The sequence below is a fragment of the uncultured Algoriphagus sp. genome (genome assembly GCF_963974365.1).
Taxonomy (GTDB): Bacteria; Bacteroidota; Bacteroidia; order Cytophagales; family Cyclobacteriaceae; genus Algoriphagus.
The window spans coordinates 48,434-72,331 of the sequence record NZ_CAXBBX010000014.1 but is presented as its reverse complement, the minus strand read 5'-3'; the positions used below and the strand labels follow the sequence as shown (position 1 = coordinate 72,331).

27 protein-coding genes are annotated in these 23,898 nt (G+C 41.1%); 5 read left to right on the top strand and 22 right to left on the bottom strand.

Features of this window, described 5'->3' with window-relative positions; all coding sequences use genetic code 11:
* Nucleotides 1–3: 3 nt before the first annotated feature.
* The gene (locus AACZ87_RS18390) at nucleotides 4–639 is read left to right on the top strand and encodes a hypothetical protein (protein ID WP_339869331.1); all 636 of its coding nucleotides are present in this window, start codon (nucleotides 4–6) and stop codon (nucleotides 637–639) included.
* Nucleotides 640–1,010: 371 nt separating this feature from the next.
* Here AACZ87_RS18390 and AACZ87_RS18385 read toward each other — a convergent pair whose 3' ends face one another.
* From AACZ87_RS18385 to dinB, 5 genes are all read right to left on the bottom strand, one after another.
* Nucleotides 1,011–1,415 (bottom strand): hypothetical protein, encoded by a 405-nt coding sequence (locus AACZ87_RS18385; protein WP_339869329.1) that lies wholly within the window; start codon nucleotides 1,413–1,415, stop codon nucleotides 1,011–1,013.
* A 298-nt stretch (nucleotides 1,416–1,713) separates the two neighbouring features.
* Nucleotides 1,714–2,001 (bottom strand): hypothetical protein, encoded by a 288-nt coding sequence (locus tag AACZ87_RS18380; protein ID WP_339869327.1) that lies wholly within the window; start codon nucleotides 1,999–2,001, stop codon nucleotides 1,714–1,716.
* Between the two features lie 105 nt (nucleotides 2,002–2,106).
* Nucleotides 2,107–2,451, bottom strand: a complete 345-nt coding sequence (locus AACZ87_RS18375) for a hypothetical protein (protein WP_339869325.1) — start codon at nucleotides 2,449–2,451, stop codon at nucleotides 2,107–2,109.
* 194 nt (nucleotides 2,452–2,645) lie between these two features.
* Nucleotides 2,646–5,582 carry a DNA polymerase III subunit alpha gene (gene dnaE, locus AACZ87_RS18370; RefSeq protein ID WP_339869323.1) on the bottom strand — a complete coding sequence of 979 codons (2,937 nt, stop codon included), beginning with the start codon at nucleotides 5,580–5,582 and terminating at the stop codon, nucleotides 2,646–2,648.
* Nucleotide 5,583: 1 nt separating this feature from the next.
* Nucleotides 5,584–6,732, bottom strand: coding sequence for a DNA polymerase IV (dinB, locus tag AACZ87_RS18365; RefSeq protein ID WP_339869322.1), 1,149 nt, complete (start codon nucleotides 6,730–6,732; stop codon nucleotides 5,584–5,586).
* A gap of 69 nt (nucleotides 6,733–6,801) precedes the next feature.
* On the opposite strand from dinB, the gene AACZ87_RS18360 reads away from it, so the two are divergent.
* Nucleotides 6,802–7,602: a LexA family transcriptional regulator gene (locus AACZ87_RS18360; protein WP_339869320.1), complete on the top strand. Its 801-nt coding sequence runs from the start codon at nucleotides 6,802–6,804 to the stop codon at nucleotides 7,600–7,602.
* Nucleotides 7,603–7,768: 166 nt separating this feature from the next.
* Entirely contained in the window at nucleotides 7,769–8,068 is a 300-nt protein-coding gene (locus AACZ87_RS18355; protein ID WP_339869318.1) for a DUF3892 domain-containing protein, read from the top strand.
* Here AACZ87_RS18355 and AACZ87_RS18350 read toward each other — a convergent pair.
* The 3 genes from AACZ87_RS18350 to AACZ87_RS18340 all read right to left on the bottom strand — a co-directional run bounded on the left by AACZ87_RS18350 (nucleotide 8,065) and on the right by AACZ87_RS18340 (nucleotide 10,477).
* Nucleotides 8,065–8,793 carry an SOS response-associated peptidase gene (locus AACZ87_RS18350; protein ID WP_339869316.1) on the bottom strand — a complete coding sequence of 243 codons (729 nt, stop codon included), beginning with the start codon at nucleotides 8,791–8,793 and terminating at the stop codon, nucleotides 8,065–8,067. The genes AACZ87_RS18355 and AACZ87_RS18350 overlap by 4 nt on opposite strands.
* Before the next feature lie 91 nt (nucleotides 8,794–8,884).
* Nucleotides 8,885–9,385, bottom strand: a complete 501-nt coding sequence (locus AACZ87_RS18345; RefSeq protein ID WP_339869314.1) for a hypothetical protein — start codon at nucleotides 9,383–9,385, stop codon at nucleotides 8,885–8,887.
* A gap of 105 nt (nucleotides 9,386–9,490) precedes the next feature.
* Nucleotides 9,491–10,477: a zincin-like metallopeptidase domain-containing protein gene (locus AACZ87_RS18340; RefSeq protein WP_339869313.1), complete on the bottom strand. Its 987-nt coding sequence runs from the start codon at nucleotides 10,475–10,477 to the stop codon at nucleotides 9,491–9,493.
* Between the two features lie 322 nt (nucleotides 10,478–10,799).
* Between AACZ87_RS18340 and AACZ87_RS18335 the strand changes: the two genes are divergently transcribed.
* Together AACZ87_RS18335 and AACZ87_RS18330 are read left to right on the top strand one after the other, a co-directional pair.
* A complete protein-coding gene (locus tag AACZ87_RS18335; protein ID WP_339869311.1) occupies nucleotides 10,800–11,210 on the top strand; it encodes an Rrf2 family transcriptional regulator in 411 nt (136 codons plus the stop codon).
* 59 nt (nucleotides 11,211–11,269) lie between these two features.
* Complete coding sequence (locus tag AACZ87_RS18330) at nucleotides 11,270–12,112, top strand: SDR family oxidoreductase (RefSeq protein WP_339869309.1); 843 nt, start codon at nucleotides 11,270–11,272, stop codon at nucleotides 12,110–12,112.
* 144 nt (nucleotides 12,113–12,256) lie between these two features.
* On the opposite strand, the gene mobC (AACZ87_RS18325) is transcribed toward AACZ87_RS18330, so the two are convergent.
* From mobC (AACZ87_RS18325) to AACZ87_RS18260, 14 genes are all read right to left on the bottom strand, one after another.
* Nucleotides 12,257–14,236, bottom strand: coding sequence for a conjugal transfer protein MobC (gene mobC, locus AACZ87_RS18325; RefSeq protein WP_339869307.1), 1,980 nt, complete (start codon nucleotides 14,234–14,236; stop codon nucleotides 12,257–12,259).
* 9 nt (nucleotides 14,237–14,245) lie between these two features.
* Complete coding sequence (locus tag AACZ87_RS18320; RefSeq protein WP_339869305.1) at nucleotides 14,246–15,463, bottom strand: relaxase/mobilization nuclease domain-containing protein; 1,218 nt, start codon at nucleotides 15,461–15,463, stop codon at nucleotides 14,246–14,248.
* Complete coding sequence (gene mobC / locus AACZ87_RS18315) at nucleotides 15,464–15,850, bottom strand: plasmid mobilization relaxosome protein MobC (protein ID WP_339869303.1); 387 nt, start codon at nucleotides 15,848–15,850, stop codon at nucleotides 15,464–15,466.
* Between the two features lie 189 nt (nucleotides 15,851–16,039).
* Nucleotides 16,040–16,255, bottom strand: coding sequence for a hypothetical protein (locus AACZ87_RS18310; RefSeq protein WP_339869302.1), 216 nt, complete (start codon nucleotides 16,253–16,255; stop codon nucleotides 16,040–16,042).
* A 910-nt stretch (nucleotides 16,256–17,165) separates the two neighbouring features.
* Nucleotides 17,166–17,768 (bottom strand): hypothetical protein, encoded by a 603-nt coding sequence (locus tag AACZ87_RS18305; RefSeq protein WP_339869301.1) that lies wholly within the window; start codon nucleotides 17,766–17,768, stop codon nucleotides 17,166–17,168.
* Nucleotides 17,755–18,522 carry a hypothetical protein gene (locus AACZ87_RS18300; RefSeq protein WP_339869299.1) on the bottom strand — a complete coding sequence of 256 codons (768 nt, stop codon included), beginning with the start codon at nucleotides 18,520–18,522 and terminating at the stop codon, nucleotides 17,755–17,757. The genes AACZ87_RS18305 and AACZ87_RS18300 overlap by 14 nt, the downstream gene beginning before the upstream one ends.
* Before the next feature lie 130 nt (nucleotides 18,523–18,652).
* A complete protein-coding gene (locus AACZ87_RS18295; RefSeq protein WP_339869297.1) occupies nucleotides 18,653–19,156 on the bottom strand; it encodes a hypothetical protein in 504 nt (167 codons plus the stop codon).
* Entirely contained in the window at nucleotides 19,137–19,880 is a 744-nt protein-coding gene (locus AACZ87_RS18290) for a hypothetical protein (protein WP_339869295.1), read from the bottom strand. The genes AACZ87_RS18295 and AACZ87_RS18290 overlap by 20 nt, the downstream gene beginning before the upstream one ends.
* A gap of 136 nt (nucleotides 19,881–20,016) precedes the next feature.
* Nucleotides 20,017–20,352, bottom strand: coding sequence for a hypothetical protein (locus AACZ87_RS18285; protein WP_339869293.1), 336 nt, complete (start codon nucleotides 20,350–20,352; stop codon nucleotides 20,017–20,019).
* Nucleotides 20,352–21,098: a hypothetical protein gene (locus tag AACZ87_RS18280; RefSeq protein WP_339869291.1), complete on the bottom strand. Its 747-nt coding sequence runs from the start codon at nucleotides 21,096–21,098 to the stop codon at nucleotides 20,352–20,354. Before AACZ87_RS18280 ends, AACZ87_RS18285 begins: the two co-directional genes overlap by 1 nt.
* Nucleotides 21,099–21,174: 76 nt before the next feature.
* Nucleotides 21,175–21,690, bottom strand: a complete 516-nt coding sequence (locus tag AACZ87_RS18275; protein WP_339869289.1) for a tetratricopeptide repeat protein — start codon at nucleotides 21,688–21,690, stop codon at nucleotides 21,175–21,177.
* 16 nt (nucleotides 21,691–21,706) lie between these two features.
* On the bottom strand, nucleotides 21,707–22,474 hold the full coding sequence (locus AACZ87_RS18270) for a hypothetical protein (protein WP_339869287.1): 768 nt from the start codon (nucleotides 22,472–22,474) through the stop codon (nucleotides 21,707–21,709).
* Nucleotides 22,475–22,817: 343 nt separating this feature from the next.
* Nucleotides 22,818–23,051 (bottom strand): hypothetical protein, encoded by a 234-nt coding sequence (locus AACZ87_RS18265; protein WP_339869285.1) that lies wholly within the window; start codon nucleotides 23,049–23,051, stop codon nucleotides 22,818–22,820.
* A 5-nt stretch (nucleotides 23,052–23,056) separates the two neighbouring features.
* The gene (locus tag AACZ87_RS18260) at nucleotides 23,057–23,839 is read right to left on the bottom strand and encodes a hypothetical protein (protein ID WP_339869283.1); all 783 of its coding nucleotides are present in this window, start codon (nucleotides 23,837–23,839) and stop codon (nucleotides 23,057–23,059) included.
* Nucleotides 23,840–23,898: the final 59 nt, after the last annotated feature.

The following is a 23,898-nucleotide window of genomic DNA, read 5'->3' as shown; positions in this document are numbered from 1 at the left end:
CTCATGAAAAATCCTTTTGCCTCCGAACAATCCTTAATGTACAACACCTTGAACGGGCCCTTTATGCAGGCAGAATTATACTCTCTTACCGGATTGGGAAAGCTCCGGGTGACCTGTAACTGGCTATATTCTGCATTAAACGTTGACCCACAAGATGGCTCTCCGTTTCTTTGGGAATTCAGTAGAGAAGCTGAAAATTTAATCTCAATTTCGCCGACAAGTAGTTGTATCGAGCATAAAATATATGCCAGTGTCCGGGATGACAATCAAAACTTTCTACAGGTACAGGCTCCATTCTCCGCGGATTGGATTACTGCCATCGGCCGAGATGAACTTATCACGATGAATGTTCAGGATTTGAATCTGGGTACTTTTAAAGGTTTTAACAATTCCTATATAAGGCTTGATGATTCTGTAACCTCGCATGACAACCATAATGGATACAGACTTCGGAGTGTGGGAGCAGAAATTGACAACAATTCTGTATGGTATTTAAAAATCCAACGAGGCCTACAGTCCAATCTTGAGTTGAAAGAGCAAGACTATACCATAGAAAGAGTTAGGACTCAACTACAAACTGCAGGAATTAAGATTAATGAAGATATTCTTGAAAAATTGGTGGGACAGCTCAACAGTTAACTGTCCCACATTTCTTAAAATATAAATCCATTTTTAAATGTTGAGACAAAATTCATGTAAGGAAGTCTAAGTAATGTATTCAAATCCCAGTATGGTGCAGGCAAATCAAGGAAGACAAAATAAAGCAAGCTTGAAGTACAACTTTGTTAAAGACGGATTAGTTAAGTAATAGATAGCGGGAAAAGGCGAGTCACTGATACGTTGTCCCTTGGAGATAGATACGCTATCACATCAGTTCTATTAAAGTTGTTGAAGTACCTCTATACCTATAAAACGAATAGTTAGCCTTAAAAGAAAACCCCCAGCTAGTTTCTTCCTAACTGGGAGCTGCGTAGTTAAATACAAATATTTTCCGAAAATAAGTCAAGACATTAATCTCTCAACCAATTAATAAACGTCTGGTAACCTACACCGATTTCTTTTGCAAATGCTGCTTTGGTTTTATTGCCGGTGGCTTCAACTTTAGCCCACTCTTCTACGATTTTACTTTTCTCCGAATCGCTGAATGATCTTCTCTTACTTGCTTTAGCGGGAACTGCCCCACCGGAAATCAGAGAGATCAATTCATTCAATTCATTTAGAAATTTAGTATCATTCAGATGAAGTCCAGCGGCATCCAATTTCTTAATTACTTCTTTCTTAGGATTCACAGGGGTAACTGCTATTCCTTTGGAGGCAGCTTCTTGTAAATCAATGTTATTCCCTTCTGCTGTTACATAGATAAAGCCATCACCTTTTCTGAGGTCAGCAATAGCTTCTTTAATCAATTCTCTCATGTTGTCTGTATAGGTTATATAAATTTCAAATAATGTACGTGAAAATTAGCATGGAGTTAACTTAAAGTAATTAAAACACTCCGCACAGGTAAGTATGGATCAGGCTTAAAACATTGGCATGTTTCACGCAATGCTATATTCTCGTGATCCTTGGTGGAATAGATAGTTTATCTAACTAGTAATAAACAATTATAAGCAGATAAAATAGACCTAATTCTAAAATGTAGTTGTAGTAATCCTATAAATTACAATCTTGTATTTTGCTGGAAATCCGGAGAAGCAGTGGAGAGAATTCCGGTTATTCGGATTCTATTTCATCAGGATTACCCTCCCTAAGATAGACATGATCGCCTTCTATTCTGTCGATTACCATCACATCATTATTTAGGGCGCTAAAAGCTCTCTCCCATTCATCCTGGTCTGTTATAAACTCCTCGTATACCAGGTCAAGTACCTGCCCTACTTCTGGCAGTTTGAACATCAAAGGACATTCAAAGTTTACTTCAGGATCGGTAGGCATATGGATAATTACTTTTGCCACTACATCGTCTTCCCTAGAATTTGTTTTATCTGAGCCATTATTCATAATGTTGATATTAAGGAGGGTTTTAATACAAAATGGTTTTATATACTATGGAATATCTGGCAATCTGTTGATAAGCTAATTTACAAGTATCTCCCGCGAAACTAATCAAACAGGATCTGTTTTCGGAAATTCTTCCTCTTCAATGGGAGGAAGGTCATCCCCTTTGCCAGGAAAAGAAGGATCTTCAATTTCTTTTTGAGGTTCTTCAACTGGCACTTCTTCTTCATCGGGTAGATACTCTTCCTCCTCTGGAATCTCCGGGTTAGGGTTTACTTCCTCCTTATCCGGCAAGGGAAAATCTTTGGAAGGAAATCCTGCCCCATCCTCCTCGGCGTAAGCAGAACCCACCACGCTTTTGTATCTGACGGTCAGAAAGCCTGAAGGACCGGAAATTAATTGCACAAATTTTCCAAGAGACTGGATTCCAGGAATTGAATTAGCATAGGTCATAATTTGGATGGATTAGTTTCTGCCTATCAGGATACAATACCCGTGCAAATACCGACAAGAGTCTTCTAGACACCTAGAGTCAATCTCCTGGATGAAAGTTGTGATAGGATTTTCTGGAAACTGTTTCCTAGAGGGAATTTAATGCCACAGATCGAGAAAGTCAGCACTAACTAATCTTATACTTCTACCTTCTTTCAAAGCGGCGCCTTCTTATCCTTCAGCCCTATCTTTTTCATGAAATTCACTTCCAAGGCATACACCCCAAACTCCTGCACCACCCTTCCTTTTAGCCTATAAAATCCCTTCCCTTGAAAAGGAAAACGCTTCATCGTATTTGGAAAATGCACCGTGTCCAGCCAATCCCCCTTGGGATCCAGAAATGTCCCAAAGGCCATGTGTTCCCTGTTTACTGTCCTGACATCCTTGGTAGTTACCAATTGCCCCAGGATCTCTACTGTCTTGCCGAGAAGACCACCGATCTCACCCGCCATTACCGTACCCCTGCCATCATCTGCACACAGCCTGAACATATCGGTCAGCGCAAAACCCAGCACGTTAATCTCATCTATGGCATCCTCTAAAGGATAGTCCGGGAAATCAGGAAGCACAAACTCCATTGGCGCTTCCCTAAACAGGGCGGGAGCATCCATTGGCTCCGTCTGTCTTTTCTGCAGAAAATTGGCCTGCCAAAGCAGTTTCTTTTTCCCCAGTCCTGTAAACCCAAATGCCCCAACACTGATCAGGATATTCAACATCTCAGGCCCTGCATGGGTACGCTCGATAAAATCATGCAGCCCCAGGTATGGACCTGACCGTTCCCGCTCCATCAGGATCCGCTCGCAGAGTGATTTCTCCAGCTGCTCTATGTGGATCATTCCCACATATACCTCATCCCCTGAAATATTGGTCAGGTAATCACTGCTGTTCACACAGGGCGGATGCACGGTTGCCCCCGTCCGTTTCAGCTCATGGAAATAAAACTCCGTGCTGTAAAAGCCCCCGAAATTGTTGATGACCGCCACCATAAACTCCTTAGGGTAATAGGTCTTCAAGTACAGGCTTTGGTAGCTTTCCACAGCAAAGGAAGCAGAATGCGCCTTGGAAAAGGAATAGCCGCCAAAGGATTCGATCTGCCTCCACACCTCAGCGGTTACCACTTCCTCATAACCCAGTTCCCTGCAGTTGGCAAAGAACTTTTCCCGGATCTGTATAAATTTATCATGTCCCCTATATTTACCGGACATGGCGCGACGGAGTATATCCGCCTCTCCCATATCCATTCCCCCAAAATGGTGGGCGACCTTGATCACATCCTCCTGATACACCATCACCCCATAGGTTTCTTCCAGCAGCTCCTTCATCTTGGGATGCAGGTAAACAATCTTCTTGGGATCATGGAAGCGCTCGATGTACTGCTTCATCATACCAGATTGAGACACACCCGGACGGATAATAGAACTGGCCGCCACTAGCGTAAGGTAATCCTCACACTTGAGCTTGGTAAGAAGCTGGCGCATGGCCGGGCTTTCTATGTAAAAGCATCCAATGGTATCTGCCTGTTTGATCTGGTTTGCCACCTTGGGATCCGCCATAAACTGCTCCACCCGGTGGATATCGATATCAATTCCCCTATTCTTCTTCACCAGCCGGATTGCTTCCTTGATATGACCCAAGCCGCGCTGGCTGAGGATATCCAGTTTAAAAAGACCGATCTTTTCAGCCAAAAACATATCCACCTGTGCGGTGCAAAATCCCTTGGGAGGCATTTCATTGACGGTGTATTGATAGATCGGTTTTTCTGAAATCAGCATGCCCCCGGGATGGATGCTGTGGTGGTTTGGGAAATTCTCCAGCAACTTCCCGTACTTGAGAATAGTACGCTGGATTTTATCCTCATTCATAGGCTGGTCCTTACCCCTGACCAACTGGTCGATTTCCTCCTTGGGCAGACCAAACACTTTCCCCAGTTCCCGGATCACAGCCCTGCGCTGGAAGGTGCTGTACATGCCCAGCAGCGAAACATGGTCTTTGCCGTAGCGCTTGAAGATGTAATCAATCACCTCGTCCCGGTCTTTCCATGAAAAATCAATGTCAAAGTCCGGTGGGGAAGTCCGGTGGGGATTCAAAAAGCGTTCAAAGTACAGATCCAGTTTGATGGGATCCACATCCGTGATTTTCAGGCAATAGGCAACAATGGAATTGGCTCCACTCCCCCTGCCCACATGGTAAAACCCCCTGTTCTGGGCATAGCGGATCACATCCCATACGATCAGAAAATAGGCATTAAAGTTCAGCTCGTTGATGATTTTGAGCTCCTTGACCACCCGCTGTTTGGCGACAGGATTGTTTCCATAGCGGTAGTCCAACCCTTCCATGGCCAGCTTTTCCAGCAAAATCCTGTCGTCCTCCGGAGAGGCTGAAAAACACCGTTTGTTCTTGTCAGTATGCAATTCCGTTTGGATGTTGCACCGATCAATCAACTGGAGCGTATTGGTAATCATGACCGGATGATTCCGGAATGCAGCCATCAGCTCTGCCTCTGGCATAAACATTTCATCCGGGGATGCAAAGTCAGTTGCTCCCAGTTTGGTGATCAGGGTGTTTTTGCCGATTGCACGTAGCAGCCGGTGTACATTGAAGTAGGTTTTATTCTGGACCGTCACCGGGTGGCGGATCAGCCACTTTTTGGGAAATGCCTGGAGTTCCTGCTTTTTAAGACGGTTCAGCTCTCCTGCCAATACGCCGATGAACTCATGGTTCTTCAGCTCTCCTGCTGCGTATTTTCCCACAGGATAAATTACAAATACCTCTGAAAAGCAGTCCGGTCTTTCGGGAAATGGAAGTTCCTCCTGCAGATGCATGGAAAGGAAGCGGTTGATTTCAAGCAAACCAGCATCACTTTTTGCGAGGAGCAGGTAACAGAGTTCATCCCCGTTTCTGATCTCCGCACCCGCAATGGGCTTGATGTTCTTATTCCTGCAGAAATCCACGAAATCCCAGAGATCCGCTGTACTGTTGATATTGGTCAATCCCAGTGAGGACAATCCAATTTCCGAAGCGGTATCCACCAGTTCTTTGGTCGTGAAAGTACCGTAACGGTAACTGAACCAGGTTTTACAATTCAGGAACATATCAGATACTGCTTAATGTGATTGCCCGGGTTATGCTCTGTGCCCCATAGCGGTTCTTGATCCAGTCTATGGCCTGGTACAGGCTTACTTCCTCCTCGGTATGCTCAAACAGGTCGATCTGCTGGCTTCCCTGCACCAGATGGCTCAGTTTGACCCCTACCAGCCTTACCAGCATCCTCCGGTCGTAAAGCCTGGTAAATAGTTCCTTTGCCCGCTGAAGCAGTACTTCATCGGAACTGTTGTAAGCAATCATACACTGCCTGCTTACCGTATCAAAGTTGGAATAACGAAGTTTCACAGTAATACACCCACAAAGTTTCTGCTTCTGTCTCATTTCAAAAGCGACTTTTTCTGTCATGCGCACCAGCTGTGCATGCAGAAACTGCATATCAATCGTATCAGATTCAAAGGTCGTCTCCGTCCCGATGCTTTTTTGCTCGGTGTAGGGGATGACCGGGGATTCATCAATCCCGTTGGCCTTTCTGGACAGATCAATGCCTGATTTCCCCAATAGATTCTGCATCATACGAAGCGGTATCTCCGAAAGCAGTTTGATATTCTCCACCCCCATGCGCTCCAGCAGCACCGAGGTTTTCTCCCCCACTCCAGGCATCCTGCGGATAGGGAGCGGAGCCAAATAAGGTTTTTCCTTCCCAAAAGGAACGGTCATCTGCCCGTTGGGCTTGGCATCATGGGTTGCCACTTTGGACACCAGTTTGTTTACCGCCAATGCATAGGAAATGGGCAGCCCGGATTCATTGTATATTTTGTTTTTAAGCTCGGCAGTAAACTTGCCACAGCCGAAAAAGCGGTCCATCCCGGTCAGGTCCAGGTAAAACTCATCGATGGAGGCTTTCTCCATCAGAGGCACCTGATCCTGGATTACCTCAGTGACCAACCGGGAGTAGTGGGTGTAGCCGTCGTAATCCCCTTTGATGTAAAACGCATTGGGGCAGAGTCTTTTTGCCAAGCGCATAGGCATGGCCGAATGCACCCCGAAAGTACGAGCCTCATAGCTGCAGGAGGAGACCACTCCCCTGTCTGAGCTTCCTCCGATGATGACGGGTTTATTCTTCAGGGCACTGTTTTTCAACCGCTCCACGGATACAAAGAAGGTATCCAGATCCATATGCACAATATGCCTTTCCATTTCTCAGAAATTATAGTATTTTTGATACAATTAGTAACATTGTATCGCCATTAATTGTATCGAATAAAAATGAGAAGTCAAAAATATTTTTGGGCAAACAATCTTAGATTCCTTAGAAAGAGGAAGAAATTCAGTCAGGATGAGCTCGCTGAAAAGCTGGGTGTAACCCGTGCAAAACTGAATGCACATGAAAACGGGCGAAGTAAATCACCTCCTATCGATGACCTGCTGCTCTGCGCTGATTTCTTCCGGATGAGTGTAGATACCCTACTGAGGATAGATCTCTCCAAGCTCAGTGAACTGAAAATCCGTGACCTGGAGGCTGGAAACGACGTTTTTCTGAGTGGATCCAAAGTAAGGATATTGGCAACCACCGTAACCGGAAACAACGAGGAAAACATAGAGCTGGTACCGATCAAGGCAAAGGCAGGATACCTGGGAGGATATGGGGACCCGGAGTTTATCAGTACCCTTCCGGTGTTCCAGTTACCCAATTTACCCAAGGATAAAAAGTACAGAATGTTTCAGACAGAGGGTGACAGTATGCTTCCGGTACCGGGGGGATCCTACATCATCGGCTCCTATCTGATGGACTGGAAATTCAGCAAGGAAACTCCCTGCGTGGTAGTGACAGAAAATGAGGGGATCAGTTTCAAGATGGTCAGTTTTCTGGAGGAGGAAAGGAGTTTTGTTTTACGATCTATCAATCCACTTTATGAACCCTTCCGGATACGGGCAGAAGAAGTTAGGGAGATCTGGAAGTTTGAATACTCCATGATACGGGAATTGCCAACCGAAACCCTAACCCTGCAACAGATCGGATTGGGTATCGCCGAGATCAACCGGAAACTGGAGGATTTGAAACTTTAAATTCTAGGGACAGCAACCTCCGATAAACACATCAATTTAATAGGGCTTAATTTGGGTATAAAAACCCTGGAAATTCTAAGCCCGTAAATAGCAACTGACTAAAGATTCTTATTCAAATGTGTGCCCATTATTTCACATATTTGCAGTATTAGAGAAGTAGAGCCGCATGAGAAAATTAACCGTCCATTTTATCGAAAAGGACAAAAAAAGCAAGGATTCTATCCAGATCCTGAAGATCGGGGGAGTAAACAATACCGGTCAGCGATGGGCAATCAGCACCAAAGAGGCAATTCAGGGAATCGAATCCGGGCAGTGGGAGCTGTTTGTATTAGCAAGCAAAAATGAAATCCCGGTGCGGATCAGGCAGGAAGAAAACAAACCCGCAGTATTGATCGCCCAAGGAGACGGTTACCTCCATAATCTTTTGGAAGACCTGCCTGAAATCAGCTTCGAGGAGTTGGCTTAACTGACCAACTCGGGAAGCTCTTCATACCTCATCTGTTCTACCACTTCCTTTACATTGGAGTTTTCAGTACGTGAAGTCACCAGTCTGCTGATCGTGTGGGCTTTCATCTTTGATGCTTCAATCGGCTTCATTAAAGATTCAATTTCTTCCTTTTCTAGTCCTGAGCTCACCCATATTCTGGCATTTTTAGCATCCAAAATCAATGGCATTCTTTTCTTGGTATTGTGGATCTGTTCCATCAGTCCATTGGCTGCAGACGTAATGATAGAGCATGTTTTTCTGATTTCTCCAGTTTCCTTGTCGGTCCACTCTTCCCAGAGTCCAGCCAACAGGTATACCTTGTTATTCTCCGAATAGATAAAATAAGGAAAAGTCTTACTCTTAAAATGTCTCCATTCGTAAAATCCGGTAACAGGGATAAAACATCTGCGCTGCTTGATGGCTGCCCGGAAAGAAGGCAGTTCAAATACCGTCTCAGATTTTGCATTGAGGGTTTTATTGGCAATATCAGTAGCCTGCTCGGCATTTTTCACCCAGAAGGGAACCAGTCCCCATTCCATCTGCTGAAGTTCCCCCGGCTTATCGGAAGCGATCACCCAGAGTTTGGGGTGAGCAAATCCATTCAAATGGTAGCGATCTGTATCCTCCTTAACAAAATGCTCAGGTACGATCACTTTGAAATCCTCATCAAAATCCAGAGAAAACTGGTTTACATGGTAGCACATCTTGCTTTAGAATTGATCATACCCTAAAATAGCACAAATATTCCCTCTACCATAAGCTTACAATCTAATATACAAGTGATGCAACTGATGCTTACTCCACCATTGTGAAAACCTGAGCTCCGATACAATTATTCATGCCCCCCAACATATCATTACAGGTGTATTCCAATAAAAATGAATCATGGGAATCACTTAAAACCAAGGTTCCTGTTTGCGTAGGATTTGTTGGGTTAAGATTACTTACCAATTGGTCTTTGGGTACGCATCCATCAGAGATATCAAAAGTTGCTGGATCTGGCCCCAAAGAAGAAGTAAATGAAAACGTAAAGTCCTCTCCTTTCAGAGAATATGTTCCCTCGCTATAGCCTCTCAAACATCGCAATTCAGAATTAGCCGGGGTAATGAAGTGTTCAATCAGTACATTGCCTGATCTGGAAAAAGTTATTTCACTGGAATAAACCGGATTACCTTCAGAGGATTCTAGCTGAGTCTGATAGGTTCCTTCCAAAAAAACCGATGGAACGTTATCCTCCTTTTCACAGGAGTAAAGTGCTAATACCAGTATAGTCAATAATAAAATTTGCTTTTTCATGGTGGAGTGGATAGAAATTAATGCATGAACTTATATACCGGTTACGAATAACGTTTTGTTAACGCTACAGTGCATGACCAAAAAAAGGGGATCTCTCCCCTAGTTCTAAAACGGCGGTTCCATCAGGATGTAATCCACCGCCTTCTGGGCTTTGCTGGCAGCCTCTATCAGTAAGTGCTTGTCGTTTCGGAGTTCGTTTAGCCAGTTTTGGATGTATGCTGCCGAGTTCTCCAGCAGGCTCTGATCCAATATCCCGGTGAGGTTGTTCAGGTACCCTGCTCCCATCTCGGCGATCAACTCCTCTTTTCCGTAAAATTCTGACGCAAATTTCTGAGGTTCTGAAACACCTATTCTGTTTAATCTGGATGGGTGCCCTGTGCTGTGGACTAGCTCATGGTACAATACCCCAAAATAGTGCTCAGCAGATGCAAAGAGCCTTTTCTCCGGCATGGTAATCTGATCCAGGTCTGCGCGGTAGTAAGCTGAGGAACCGGTATGGACCAACTCAGGAGCCCGGAGCATTTCCTCATAGATCTTTTTGCATCGTTTATTATCATGCAGTGGCACTTCTTTGCTGACTTCCGGAAACTCCCAGTTAATCCCCTCAATCTGTTCTATGGGAAACACCTTGAACTCCTTGAGAAAACCGGATTTACTCACCAGTTTCAAGTCATATTCCCCTATTCTATCTTCCGGAATCACCTTCCCAGTCTTCTTGTCCCGAAAGGCAAAGTTCCAATAGCAGATCGGTAATGCCTTTGCCCCTTTCTTGATCTTACCTCCCAGTGAATTAGCCTGTTTAAAGGTCAGGTAGTAGGGATACTGATGGCCACAGGATTGCAAGAGCCAAAGATTGATCCCCTCGTAGGGTTTCATTGTCAGGTAATTGGAAGGCATTCCCATCTCATGCCAGGGTTGCTTCCAGGGTATTACCCCCAATTCCAGTTTTCCAATAATCAGATCTGTAACCTTCTGATAGATATCCGATGATCCTTTTGGGCTTTGTGTACTGCGTCCATTGCTTCTTCCAAAGTCTTTACCCCCTTTTCTCTTAGTGGATGTTTTTTCTGATGTTTTTGCTAGTGTCTTCATAGTCTTTTGTGTTTTGGTTTGACAAATACTTATGAAGCTGCACCAGCCTGATAACGGCACTAAGTGCAAGAGGAAACGGAATAAATCAGCTAAGGCAAGTGTGATGGCTTTATGCCGTAGTCTCTTGCCTCGTGTGATGGGATCAGGCTAAATTGGCGGAAGAAGGAATGGAAAAAATAAGTTGTTTTAAACAAGCTCACAGAACCTATCAGGTTGTAAATAACCCTTTCCACTAAAGTAGGTTCGAATGTGAATAAACCAATGAAACATAATTGTAATATTTATTGTTACATATAAAGTAACTCTTATATTTGCATCAGTTATGAACAACACCAGATTTGCAACAGCCCTTCACATTTTAACCCTTCTTGCGTACAAGGAGCATGAGTGGCTAAGTTCAGACTGGATAGCCGGAAGCATCAACGTCAACCCTGTGATTGTCCGCAAAGAGCTTGGCGTATTGATGCATGCAGGGCTGGTAAAGAGCAGAAAAGGTAAAGAGGGCGGGTATTCACTGGATAAAAACAGCGTAGCTATTACCCTTGCAGACATATATCTTACAGTGAAGACCACGGATGTTTTAGGGAAAAAGAATTTATTACCCAATCCAAAATGTCCAGTCGGCAAGGATATCAACAAAAAACTTGAGGGACTAAATTCAGTAATTGATCAATCGGTGATCAAAGAATTACAGTGCAAAACATTGAAAAATTTTGCAGAAAACTTTCACTGATATTTTTTTTCTTTTAATGTAACATAAATTATTACACTTAACTTTAAAATACAACAGGTATGAAAATCGGAATTACCGGGGCAACCGGTCAACTCGGAAAATTGGTGGTAGAGCAACTGAAAATCAGAACAAATGCGTCAAACCTCATAGCACTGGTTCGCTCACCGCAAAAAGTACAGGATATAGAGGCCAGGGCTTTCGATTACAACGACCCTGAGTCAATGGAAGAATCTTTACAAGGCATCCATACCTTGCTCTTGATTTCCGGGAATGAAATCGGTCAAAGAGCCATGCAGCATAAGAATGTAATCAATGCAGCAAAAGAAGCTGGGATCAAATGGATAGTCTATACCAGCCTACTAAGAGCAGACACCTCTACACTCAGTCTTGCTGAGGAGCACTTAGCTACAGAAAAACACTTGAATGAATCAGATATCCCATTCACCCTGTTAAGAAACGGATGGTATACAGAAAACTACACAGGATCTATTCAGGGAGCTTTAGCAGCAGGTGCATTTATAGGCAGTGCAGGTGATGGTAAAATATCATCGGCCAGCCGGGCTGATTTTGCCGAAGCGGCAGCTATCGTATTAACCGGGGAAGGTCACGAAGGTAAAGTATATGAACTGGCAGGTGATCATTCTTTTACTTTAAAGGATTTAGCATCGGAAATCTCTAAGCAAACTGGCAAAGACATACCTTACCAAAACCTCTCTGAGCAGGAATACAGCAAAGCACTCCAAGTTTTCGGCTTACCTGATAGGATCGCAGACGGTATAGCCTTATGGGATGTCAGTGCTTCAAAAGGGGATTTATATGCAGAAGATAAAACTTTATCAAAACTGATTGGGCGTCCAACAACACCAATGTCAGAATCAGTAAAAGCAATTTTAGACTCATAGGAATAAAGCAAAATACCACTTCACGCAAGTGACATTTTGCTTTTGGTAAATTTTAAACTTCTTTTACAGAATCAAAACAAACCTGTTATTATGCTCAAATCACCTCATAAAACACGTATTTTCAAACGAGTTGACTTGGATAGTTTAGCTCCTAATAATCAAATGCCCTAACTCCGGTGTATCAAATACCCGTTCCATCTCAACTCTGATAATCTCCTCCACTTCACGCTTGATTCTCCTGTAGTTTTCCTCCACCTCCTCCTGGGTGATTTCCCGTACTTTGGGGATAGGTCGAAAGCTTTCTTCCTCCTGCTTCAAGGATTTATGATCATTGATGATCTCAGAATGAAACGCTTTCAATTCGATCTTCTGATCAGGTGTATCCGCTACCATCCCCACAAATTCACCAGAGGAAAGTGAAGCTATAGTGGAAGGAGGCACAGCCTGATCCAGTTGGGTGGATTTGCTAACTGATGTCTCTGAACTGTTGATCGATACACTTTCCCGGTTCTGGATAATCCTTCCAAAGCGTTCTGAAAGTTGCTTAGCCGTATCCCCCAATACCTGTCCGCTGATAAAGTTCCCCACCGTATTCATAATCACATCGGCCTGCTCCCTCCCATAATCCTTTCGAAGCTGGCTGTAATCCTGTACTCCCAAGCAGGTGGCTACCTTGTTGGACCGTGCTGTGGCAATCAGGTTATCAATGCCATTGAAATAGATCGTAGGAAATTCATCAAATACCAGACTGGATTTGAGCTTGCCCTTCTGGTTGACCAGCTTGACTACCCTGGAAATATAGAGCGATAAGACTGCCCCATAGACCTGCTGCTTTTGGGGATTGTTTCCCATGCAGATGATTTTAGGTGCATCGGGATTGTTCAGATCCAGCTTGAATTCACTCTCGGAAAGCACATAATACAGTTGGGGGGAAGAAAGCCGTGCCATGGTGATCTTGGCACTGGCCACCTGACCTTCCAACTGATCAAATGCCTTTTTGACCAAAGCAGAGACAAAAGGATTAACCAAAACTTCTATTTCCGGCTCTGTGCGGAGCACAGTAAACAGTTTCTCGTAATCGACCTGCATCAGTTCTATCACATGGGGCAGAGTACAGTATTTACCATGTCTGTGCTTCTTGAGAAACCATACAATAGCCGTCAGGAAATTAATCGGACTTTCCACAAAGAAGTCTCCCTGCTTTTTGATCCACTCCCTGTTGAGACCAAGCATAATGGTACGGGCAGCTTCAAAAGCATCGGTAATGTCCAACATGGTCTCCGGCTCTAGAGGATTGCACCGATGGGTATGGGAAAGTCTGTCAAAATTGATGGTATAGAATTCAGGCTTTACAGGATAGGCAGAATAATTCTTTAGCAGCGTATTGTATGCGATGCGGGAGAGGTCATCGTACTTAAAGTCATAGACAAACATGGAAAAGCCTTTACTGATATGCTGGGTAATCACATGTCGGATCACAAAGTAACTCTTCCCGGAACCTGGAGTACCGGCCACCAATAATGCTCGGAAAGGATTGATGATGTTGATCCATGATTTTCTGACTTTGTCCTTAAGCCGGTATTGTGCCGGAAGATTAACCGAATATCCATTTTCCAGGTAGCGCTCTTCCTGGGGAAATGTCTCGTTCAAATGATTAAACACCCCCTGATCAAACCGGTTCTTCAGCAACCGGCTCAGAAGGGCACCTCCCCTTAGAATAAGAATGAATCCAAGACTGGTGACTGTTATGTAGATAATGCTTACCGTATCCTCATTAAATGGAAGGTAAAAGGCAAAAAAGCTGCCCGCATAGATTAAGAATCCACTGATCAAGGGCCAGCCTATCTGAGCCATTCTGAGTTTATCATCCTTCTTGCCTTTTGCTCCGATCAACGAAATCAGCAAAAGCACCAGGGCAAATACTTTGGAAATATAGAATTCATTGAACAGGCCCGTATCCTGAATATTGACCAGAAGCCTTTCTGAAATAGTATGCGTAAGTCCCCATTGATGGAACGATTGATAACAGTTGTAATAGCAATGCAGACACAGCATTCCAATACTGGCCTTTCTGGTCAGATCTATGATCTTTCTTAACCCCTCGGTGTTTTCTCCAGTTTGCATAGGTTCAGTTTATTGAATACGCTTCTTGCGCTTTTTCTTTTTCTTTTGCCTTAGCTCATAAGGAGTTGGATCTTCCGGTTGGTAAGAATTTAAGGAAATCTCCAGGCTGGGAATTCTTTTATCCGGGTTAGTTTCCTGCCCACTTATTCTTACCTCCTGCTCTATTTCCAATGAATTGGCAAGCAGATGGTCCTTCGAAAATCTAACAGAAAGCGCATTGGCAGATAATTCCTTGCCCAAGGCTGAACCGTTAAATACGCATCGGTTTACGTTATCTATATAGGTCACCCCGTATATCCTTCCTTCTTCATTGATCCTAAGGAGCGGCTTGATTCCTTTAGTCCTGAGTCTGGAAGTAAATTCTTCCAGAGAACTGCAACTTTTCAACACACCGTGAATTAGGCCCCGAAGAGTTTCCCGGTGCTGCTTTCTTGCTTCTTTGTTCCGTAAGAACAGCCTTTCCAGTCTAGCCAAGGTAGGTCTGAAATAAATTGAACTGGCCTTCACAGGAACTCCTACACGGTTCCCTGCCGAATCCAAAACCGAGTACACCAGTCCTTTATTTTTAAACATTTCACTTTCCTTTTCACCCCGGTATGCACATACATTGAACTGCCCCAACACAGCATTCAGCTCAGGCAGGGAAGCAAATTGATACGAACGTGTAACCTCCTGAACTATATTGGATATGGAGGCTTTCGTTTCCCGTTTGCCATACGTAGCTTTCTCCAAAGGCTGGAGCAAATTGACTTTTTGCTTTCGCTGCTCGTCTGCTTTTACAAGGTGGTATCGCTGCTCAATTTCCTTTCGAATCTTTTCTGAAAGGATCTTGCCCAGGTTATGCGTTTCAATCCGCTTTCCTGAACCTGAAATATTGGTAGTCACTATATGTACATGGGGATGCGCTGCATCAAAGTGTTGAAAAAGCAAATAGGGCTGTTCCCCAAAACCAATTCCAATCAAATAATCCCCTGCAATCTTTTGAAGAGTAAGCTCATCTATCGTATCCTTTGGCGAGAAATTAAGTGATATATGAACGGCGTTTGTTTTTGTTCGTTGATTCAACTTCTGCACCTTTTCAAAGGACTGGATCTTTGCAGCAACTGTAAGATTTTCAACCGCAAACCCTCCCATCTGAAGTAGTTTTGCCTGTCCGTTTTTTACCTTCTGCTCATTGTATCGAACCACTCCTCCAATCGTCTTTCCGGTACTAATTTTAGCAACCAACTAGGTTTGGATTTTCAACCCTTCAATCAAGCCATGGAGCGCCTCTAATTTTGCTTTAGTCCGCTCAAAGTGGGGGAGCATTTCCTTCACAAAAAACAGACGATCTTTTGGATCAGCCTGCAAATGAAAATAGTGTGTAATCTGATTGATATTCACCCCTATTTTATTCAGTTCATTTCTGAGCAGTCCTAATTCCACCAGAGTGCTCTCCACAGATTCATTTCTCGTGTTGAGTGTTAGCTTTCCTTTAAAAAGAATATCTCTTATTAGCTCACTTAGTGTCTGACAATAGGCACTTCTTCTCAGCAGAATTTCCAGTTTCTCAACTTCAGTTGGAGTGAATCGGACCGTCTTTCGAATTGGATAGTTGACAGTTCTCTTTTTCATATTCCTAGGATTATAAAATTCGACTTCGGAGAAATTTTATTCCACCCGCAACTCCGGCAGCTGTGGGCAAGAGCGGATTGGCGTCAGACAATCCTACATCTTGCTCATTGCCATCACGCAATGCCAAGCCATACCCTCAGTGGAAGATTGAGTTGTTCAATTAGTGAGATATTAACGTCGGCAAAAGCCTCAGTTTTCCAGGTTCCAAACCCAGTCGTCTGCAGCCATAATCCAGTCACGGATTGCTGAACCTGCTTCATTACACCAGTCCATTCCCTGATAATAGAAATAGAAAACCTCGGCTTCGGAAGCCGGAACTTGAAGGGAGTTAAAGTAAGCCTGTACCTGTTCCAGTGTAGGAGGAACATTTCTTGAAAAGTTGAGATTCTGAGCTTCGAGATTCATAACGATTATCGTTTTTGATGAAGCTCAAAAGTGTGTGAGGATGGACTGGAAAGGTCACACTAAGATCAGAAGGTTGAGAAGGCAAAGTAATCATATGATTCTTTAGGTATCAATGTCTACACTTCATCTTAATGCTGGTTTACTCCATAGTAGTATTTCATCCCTTACTCCCAAGAATAGTAAAACAGCTTCATAAAAAGGTCATGATATGACAGTGAATATGGGAAACATTACCACAAAAAGATCCTGATGGTGTTGCGGGAAACTCCCGTCAGTTTGCTGAGCTGCTTGCAGCCATGGCCTTCAAAATGGCCACTTAAAATTTGTCGGATCTTATTCCTTATACGAGGGCGATTGGCCATTGAAAATGTGATGTTGTTCACACTATCAACAGTTCTTAAAAACCTCCTATTCCATTTCCAAAAAAATAACTTCTGACGGAGTGCAGTTTGCGCCACCAGCTGGGGGTCAATTTGCATCACCAAGCAGGGGTCAACTTAAATCGTCAGCAGAGGGTCAACTTCGACGTTTTTTGCAGTATACCCCTGTATTCCCTCTAGAGAAAACATTTCTGACTTTCTTAGAACTAATTTTTAAATATTACTTTGGTAAATTAGCTGTATTTAAAATTTGAATATCCTTCTTTATCACTAAGGTCATAGACTTGACACTTTCATCAATATTATTACCAATAAGCTTTTCTAGCCCTTCTAATTCTATGTTTCTTATTACATCATTTTCTGCAAAGGTATAGATACTGTTCCAAGGAAACTCCCATGCCAGCGGATCCACACTCAAAAACCTCTGTACCGTTTTTTACTCCAAGCCCACCTTTCCCTACACGATTATCCAGTCAAAGAATGCTTCCAACAATGCCTTTGCATTTCTATTGAATAAGACTTATGAAAGCCTATTCCTTGATTAACACATCCTCTTTATTCCTCAAGAAATAAATTTCACCAATTGGAGCATATACATATTCCTTTATACCTTCTATATAAATATTTTCACCAACACTGGAAACATACATACCTGTCACACCATTTTTAGTGAGGAACATCACAAAATCATCTCCCATTGGATTATCATAATTTTTATCCCACATTCCTTTTATTCTACACTTATAAACTTCTTCACTTTTTTCAACAACAAAAGCTGTATCAATAGAGAAATATAACTCCCTATTATGAGTTAACAGTTTATTTGAAATACTAAAATTTTCCTTAAAATCAAAAATCACTGAATTATTTTTTAAAGCAGGAGAACAAGCTATCAACTGTCCATTTAATTGACAAACAGTCAATTGTAATTCAAAATGTGGTTCAAATAATTCACCCATTCCTATCCCAACAGGATATTGTAAATCAAATTCATATGTATTATGATCGATTTTTTCAAAATCCAGCCCAGGCAAGGAACTACAAGCATCACAATTTAATACTGAATTAGAACAAGAAGACACTAACAAGATTAAGATCATCAACACAATATAACCAAACTCACTTATTTTCATTTTTAATTATTTTATCAATCTCAACCATATTATTTCCAAACTTTGTATTAAGAAATCTCGATGGGCTCATATCATAATCCTCTACGCCAGGGGAACCAAACGTCTTTCCACCATGAAATTTGAAGTGTTCTGTATTAATATCCTGTTTATACAAATTATTTTTAAGAAATGGTAAAGCATGGGACCAAGCTTCATGCACATATGTATTTGTAGAATTTCTTAAGACATTCAATTTAAATCGGTCGTTTGAGGAATTAGAATTCGCTTTGTTTTTACTTGGATTCATCATTTGATCAGCAACCAATAAGAATAAAACCCCCTTCCCACTACTAAAAGCCTCATTTAATTTTTCAGCATCTAATCCTTCAACGCTATTAAAGGTAAATGACGTTTTTCTTAAGTCATTAAAATCAGCTTCATTATCTACGCGAAACATAAAACCTTGTGGAAATCTGCCACTTGAAATATGTCCTTCGGAGGATAATTTTAATGATTTGATTGTCCCATCATAATCACTTATCGTACTATTAAAAGTTGCAGCATAAATATCATACTTTGTTTGAGACTTTAGACTTCTATTAAATTCCTTCATCAAGGAAGTTTGGGAAGAAATATTTATAACACTTTCACCTAGTTCTGATTTTGCAAAATTCTCAGTATAAAATAGCTCCTCGAGTCCATCTAAATCAACAGTCCAAATAGGTTTGTTGCCTGCAAATTGATATGGAGTGTACCATGGATAGTCTGCTGCCAACGGATCCACACTCAAAAACCTCTGTGCGGTTTTTTACCCCAGGACTCACATTTCCCTTCACGGCTTTCCGGTCAAAGAACGATTCCAAAATGCCGTTGCACTTACGCTGACTTAAAAGGAAATCTAAGGATTAAGGGAAATTTGAATCTATAAGTAATTGCCACTGGTCAGAAAGAGAGACTTTTCTTATTGTCTCTGATCTATAGTTAATTTCCTCTTCTTTACATGTATCATATATAAAATATACTGAAGGGTAACCTTTTTGATAATATTCGAAATATAATTTGTCAAAATAAATCAAAGAATCGCACATTTCATTTTCTTTTTCCATATGAATGTTTGAAACATGTACTTGCTCCATAAGTCTTGTCAAATTTTCTTCTACTATTTCCATTTTCAATGTAGGTGTTTGCAAATTCGGATTAACAAATATCATTCTGCCTAAATCTTTATTCCCACTATCCTTTCCATAATAGCTTACTAAATAATCCTTGATTACCTCAAAGTCTTGCTTTCGCTCTTTAAAGTGTTGCAGATATTCCTTTTCATCATTTTTTTCAGCACAAGTGGCCATTAAAATGACAAAAAAAATCACTGAGCTAATCCTAAAAACACTATTTCTTATCCTTCGCATTTTCTCTATATTCTATTCTTCTTTCCAATACTGCACCTTTTATGCTATTATCCTTTAGTAGATTTAGAGCTTTGATTCTTCCTGCGGATATTGCCTTCTGTTCATGAGGCTCATCAGACCTCCCTTGGATTTGGCTTCCCGCTTCAGCGATTGCATTTGGAGAAATAAATGATGCGTGATATTCTAAAGACAAACCCCACAAATAATTCCCAGCTTCATTAGCATTATAGGTTACACCATCTATCTCAAGTAGTTGATTTCTTCCTATTAACCTTAAATCGTACATTTTACTCTTAAAATCCAATTCTTTTCCAGACCCCCTAAATGCATTTGATTGTAAAGCTGTAGCCTGCTCAACATTTCCATTGTAAACGTCATTTATTATATATGAAGCATATCCCAAAGCTGAAATGAGGTCCTCTTTTTGTAAAGTTGAAATTCCAGAAAAATCACCAATTTCATCTATTCCATTATCTCTGCCCTCAAGAGTTTTGTAGCTATTAGCTGTATAGATTCTATTTGCTAATTGAATTTTAAAAATTTCCTCACGAGGAGCATTGGCATTAACAATTGTTATTTCTGAGTTAATTAGTTGAACTTTGGGTTTTCCAGTAGTAAAAGTGAACTTTGTTTCAACTTTTTCAAGTCCATCTAAATCGACATTTCGAATAACATCATTCTCTGCAAAAGCATACGGGCTATTCCATGGAAAATCCTCTGCCAACGGATCCACACTCTAAAACCTCTGTACGGTTTTTTACCCCAACTGCATTTTTCCCTACACGGTTTTCCAGTCAAAGAACGCTTCCAGAATACCTATGCATTTAATAGATGAACGACTATTTCTATTTAGGTATCACTCATAAAATTTCTATTTTATTTTCGATCTCTTCTATAATTTGTTTCAAAGTTTTTTCATTCTCATAGTGTGTAAACACCTCTAATATTTGAAATAAAGATTCTGTCTCCCAAGCATTTAATGAATAGTCAGCTTTTGAAATGTATTCCTTTATGTTGATTTTATCAGCTTCGGAACCTATTAATTTACTAATTTCAATTTCATACTCAGCCAACGTAGCAATTGGTTTAGGCCAATCATTTATTGCAGCAAGTAGGATGTTGATTATTTTCTTTATATCATCTGAAAGTTTTTCTGACTCCTGCCAATCTTCTATATCATTTATAGTTAAGTTCATTATTCTAATTTTTTAAATGATTTCTGATGCCAATAATTATATTTTACCTTAACATCAAAAACTTGTTGAGTAGAATTATTCCGGAAGTAATGGGTTTCAATTTTATTTCCATTTTGAGTACCAGCTTCATAAACTTTAACCCAATCTCCTTTTGAAGATATATTCAATTTCTTTAATAATTCTGTATTCTTGATCGGAACAACAACTTCACTTACAGGGCTATAACCTTTCCCCATTGCATCCACAGCAGATCTTTCAAGCTGAAGTCCAGCCTTTGAAGAATCTAAATTCTTCAACCCTCTCTGGATCCCAAAATTAACAGCTGCCTCACCAATCTGACCAAAAGCCTGAGAAGTACCAATCATATCATTGTACCGCATTTCCTCTGCATTGGTAGTTCTGTTTGGATCAAACGGGTCAATGTTTTCAAAACCAGATTTAGCAGCTTTAAAAGCTTCCTTCATATTTGGAAACCTGTACCCTATATCTCCTCCATTTTCAGTAGCAGCATGCACAATAACCTCTTTTTCTAGAGGAAAATGAAAAGTAGGATTCCAACCAAAAATCCCTAGTACAGTTGACACTTGAACCTCACGGCTCTTTTGGACACCAAGAAAATTAAATACTGGTACAACTTCTCCTGATTCCTGCTTTTCTAATGCATATTTATAATGTACCCTTTCTAATCCATCCAGATCAATTCCGTCAATAGGTCTATTACTAGCAAACTGGTACGGAGTCAACATCGGATACGTTTTGGTCAACGGATCCACACTCTAAAACCTCTGTATGGTTCTTTATCCCAGCCGCACTTTTCCTAGACTAAAGACTATCACAAATTTCATATAGTTCGCCTTCAAAATCCTTATATTTTAAACTATGAAAATTAACAAATTTATAATCTTCAAGAGCTTCATCACACTTTCCAATTTTGGCTAAAGAAAAACTTCTCCAAAAATAAGATTCCAACTCCAATTTTTGTGTAGAATTTATCGCTGAATTAAAATATTGAATAGCCTCTGGATATTTTGATTGTAGATATAATATTTTACCTTTTCTAAAATAAAACGAATATTTAAATTCCTCCTTAATTCCATTATTTAATAGACTATCAATAATACTTTTTGCATCCTCATAACCTCCATTATCTATAATCGAATCTAGCGCATCCTCCAAGATATAGAAATCTGTAAAATCAAATTCATTCTCATTCACGTCTCTCAATTCAATTTTCAACAAATCCAATTCTTTTAGTAAATCAAATTGCTTTCTAAAAATAACAAACAAAATAAAAGTCAATAGCAAGACAATGGATAGGACGTATAAAAATTTCTTCATAACAAAAATCTAAACATTATTTTTTTGATACTTTCTGCCAAACAATTTCACCCTGTTCTTTAACATTTGCATCCCCTCCATCTTCTCCTTGCAGAACAAAGTTCGAAATTTGATATAAACTATTTGAAATATAGTCCTTCTTCATGCTTTCAAATCCTTTGAAATTTAAAAAGGATGGAATTTTTATATCTATTAAACCACGCTCATAAGCAAAGTTAACATCTGACATTGCTCTTTCTCCTAAGGTAACATGCTCAATTATTCTAGACTTATCACTCGCCCAATTATTAATTTGTATTTCGTTAAAAATTAATCGTCCAACTTCTAATAAAGCTACACTTCTATAGGCTCTTCTCCCAATTAATATAGATGCGGGGTTATTCTTTACAAATTTCTCACTAAACCTCTGATCTTCAACACCAAACCTATTCTTACGAATCCCTATTCTAATTTTGTAATTATTCTCAAATGGTTTAATACTTCCTTCAAGGCCTAAATCATCATTCTTTTTTTCTAAAAATGGATAAGTATTGGAGCCAACTTTTTCTTCAGTCCCATAAGACTTAATTGAAGTACTCATACCAATCCCGCCATTCCAAAACCGTGTATCTGCGTTAAATTTACCAACGATTTCCTGAGTAGTTGAGCTCAAATTCTCGACTTTAATAATAGCTTCTCCTTTCGCCAATCTTATGGTTGAAATATTCGAATTCAAATACTCAAGACCATCCAAATCGATCCCATCAATTGGCCTATTACTAGCAAATTGATAAGGCGTGAGCATCGGATATGAACCGGTCAGCGGATCCACACTCTAAAACCTCTGTACGGTTTTTTACCCAGGACTCACTTTTCCTTACACGACATTACAGTCAAAGAACGCTGCCAAAATGCCGTTGCACTTCCGTTGGCCAAGATAGAAAAAAACACCTGACTTTTTCTTTTTCATCTGAACAAAAAACCTTTATGGATTTAGAGTAAATCCCCTTCACTGCGTGGCATTCATTTGAATCAAAAAAGCTGGATCATTATGATGAGCCCCAAAAAATTCTGTACTCAATACCAGACAGTTAAAATCCATAGGCGCCCCTATAAGTAGCATTCACTTTTCAATCTAAAAAGCTTCCTTATTTTATACTAAGCCCTATAGAGTCGCAAAATAACACCAAGTCACGAACTTCTTCCCCAACTAATCCCTCTATCTTTTTATCCTCTTCAATCATTTGCTTTAACCTGTGTGCGACCGTCATCAACAGTTCCGTCCCTGTACTTGCTGAAGATTTCAGCTCAGTGATCTCTTCAGAACACGATAACGCCTTGGCTCCTACCAAAACTTCTATTATATGATCTATTTTTAACATGTAATTCATTTGTTAATTGTGTTAAAGGATTCAAGCTTAACACCACTAGCCGGTGTTACAACCTCTATTCCACCACCCCCACCCTGTGGCCCCCCAGGTGCATTAGGAGCGGGTCTTGTTATAAAATTGTTTCCCGGTCGTAAAGTTCCTATTTCTATAAAGTTGGCATTCGTTATATTTTCTACAGGAATTCCGTATTTTACTGAAAATGCCTCCGGGTTGGATAAAGGGTTTTCAGTTGCCCAAAATTGTGCTTCCGCCGCTTGACTTTTACCTGTGGTACCGATTCTATATAATTTTCCTCCTGATTCAACATACGAGCGCATGCTCAAAGCCTCTTCCGCCAAGGATTGGACAGCTTCACCATAAGGAGTTTTAACCGACCTAGGAATACCCACCTTATTAGGCATTCTGAACTTGGAGAATGCTTCGACACCTCCATAAATACTCAATGCTCCAACTGTCCCCAGCCTGAACCTGTCCTCAATCGACCCATGCTCGATAGTGTTGGAGATTCCCCTATAAGCGTCTTTTGCCTCAGAATAAATTGGAATATAATTTGGACCAACAGACTCTGTTGCCATCTGGGGGCGGAAAGCGCTGAAGAAGTCATAAACACCTAAAGCAATCCCCCTGTATGCCCTATATACTTCTTTGACCTCCTGTTCGGTCGGTTTCTGGAGCATTTCCGTTGTGGTCCCCACTCCTGGATACCTGACTGCCTCCAAACCATCCAAGTCTATTGCCTGTATCGGCGTATTGCTGGCATACTGATACGGTGTGAGCATCGGATAGCTCTTGGTCAATGGATCCACACTCAAAAACCTCTGTACGGTTTTTTACCCAG

Coding starts and splice junctions, on each gene's coding strand:
- AACZ87_RS18390 (WP_339869331.1), top strand. CDS start 4: ATGAAAAATCCTTTTGCCTCCGAACAATCCTTAATGTACAACACCTTG.
- AACZ87_RS18385 (WP_339869329.1), bottom strand. CDS start 1,415: ATGAGAGAATTGATTAAAGAAGCTATTGCTGACCTCAGAAAAGGTGAT.
- AACZ87_RS18380 (WP_339869327.1), bottom strand. CDS start 2,001: ATGAATAATGGCTCAGATAAAACAAATTCTAGGGAAGACGATGTAGTG.
- AACZ87_RS18375 (WP_339869325.1), bottom strand. CDS start 2,451: ATGACCTATGCTAATTCAATTCCTGGAATCCAGTCTCTTGGAAAATTT.
- dnaE (WP_339869323.1), bottom strand. CDS start 5,582: ATGTTCCTGAATTGTAAAACCTGGTTCAGTTACCGTTACGGTACTTTC.
- dinB (WP_339869322.1), bottom strand. CDS start 6,732: ATGGAAAGGCATATTGTGCATATGGATCTGGATACCTTCTTTGTATCC.
- AACZ87_RS18360 (WP_339869320.1), top strand. CDS start 6,802: ATGAGAAGTCAAAAATATTTTTGGGCAAACAATCTTAGATTCCTTAGA.
- AACZ87_RS18355 (WP_339869318.1), top strand. CDS start 7,769: ATGAGAAAATTAACCGTCCATTTTATCGAAAAGGACAAAAAAAGCAAG.
- AACZ87_RS18350 (WP_339869316.1), bottom strand. CDS start 8,793: ATGTGCTACCATGTAAACCAGTTTTCTCTGGATTTTGATGAGGATTTC.
- AACZ87_RS18345 (WP_339869314.1), bottom strand. CDS start 9,385: ATGAAAAAGCAAATTTTATTATTGACTATACTGGTATTAGCACTTTAC.
- AACZ87_RS18340 (WP_339869313.1), bottom strand. CDS start 10,477: ATGAAGACACTAGCAAAAACATCAGAAAAAACATCCACTAAGAGAAAA.
- AACZ87_RS18335 (WP_339869311.1), top strand. CDS start 10,800: ATGAACAACACCAGATTTGCAACAGCCCTTCACATTTTAACCCTTCTT.
- AACZ87_RS18330 (WP_339869309.1), top strand. CDS start 11,270: ATGAAAATCGGAATTACCGGGGCAACCGGTCAACTCGGAAAATTGGTG.
- mobC (WP_339869307.1), bottom strand. CDS start 14,236: ATGCAAACTGGAGAAAACACCGAGGGGTTAAGAAAGATCATAGATCTG.
- mobC (WP_339869303.1), bottom strand. CDS start 15,850: ATGAAAAAGAGAACTGTCAACTATCCAATTCGAAAGACGGTCCGATTC.
- AACZ87_RS18310 (WP_339869302.1), bottom strand. CDS start 16,255: ATGAATCTCGAAGCTCAGAATCTCAACTTTTCAAGAAATGTTCCTCCT.
- AACZ87_RS18305 (WP_339869301.1), bottom strand. CDS start 17,768: ATGAAAATAAGTGAGTTTGGTTATATTGTGTTGATGATCTTAATCTTG.
- AACZ87_RS18295 (WP_339869297.1), bottom strand. CDS start 19,156: ATGCGAAGGATAAGAAATAGTGTTTTTAGGATTAGCTCAGTGATTTTT.
- AACZ87_RS18285 (WP_339869293.1), bottom strand. CDS start 20,352: ATGAACTTAACTATAAATGATATAGAAGATTGGCAGGAGTCAGAAAAA.
- AACZ87_RS18280 (WP_339869291.1), bottom strand. CDS start 21,098: ATGTTGACTCCGTACCAGTTTGCTAGTAATAGACCTATTGACGGAATT.
- AACZ87_RS18275 (WP_339869289.1), bottom strand. CDS start 21,690: ATGAAGAAATTTTTATACGTCCTATCCATTGTCTTGCTATTGACTTTT.
- AACZ87_RS18270 (WP_339869287.1), bottom strand. CDS start 22,474: ATGCTCACGCCTTATCAATTTGCTAGTAATAGGCCAATTGATGGGATC.
- AACZ87_RS18265 (WP_339869285.1), bottom strand. CDS start 23,051: ATGTTAAAAATAGATCATATAATAGAAGTTTTGGTAGGAGCCAAGGCG.
- AACZ87_RS18260 (WP_339869283.1), bottom strand. CDS start 23,839: ATGCTCACACCGTATCAGTATGCCAGCAATACGCCGATACAGGCAATA.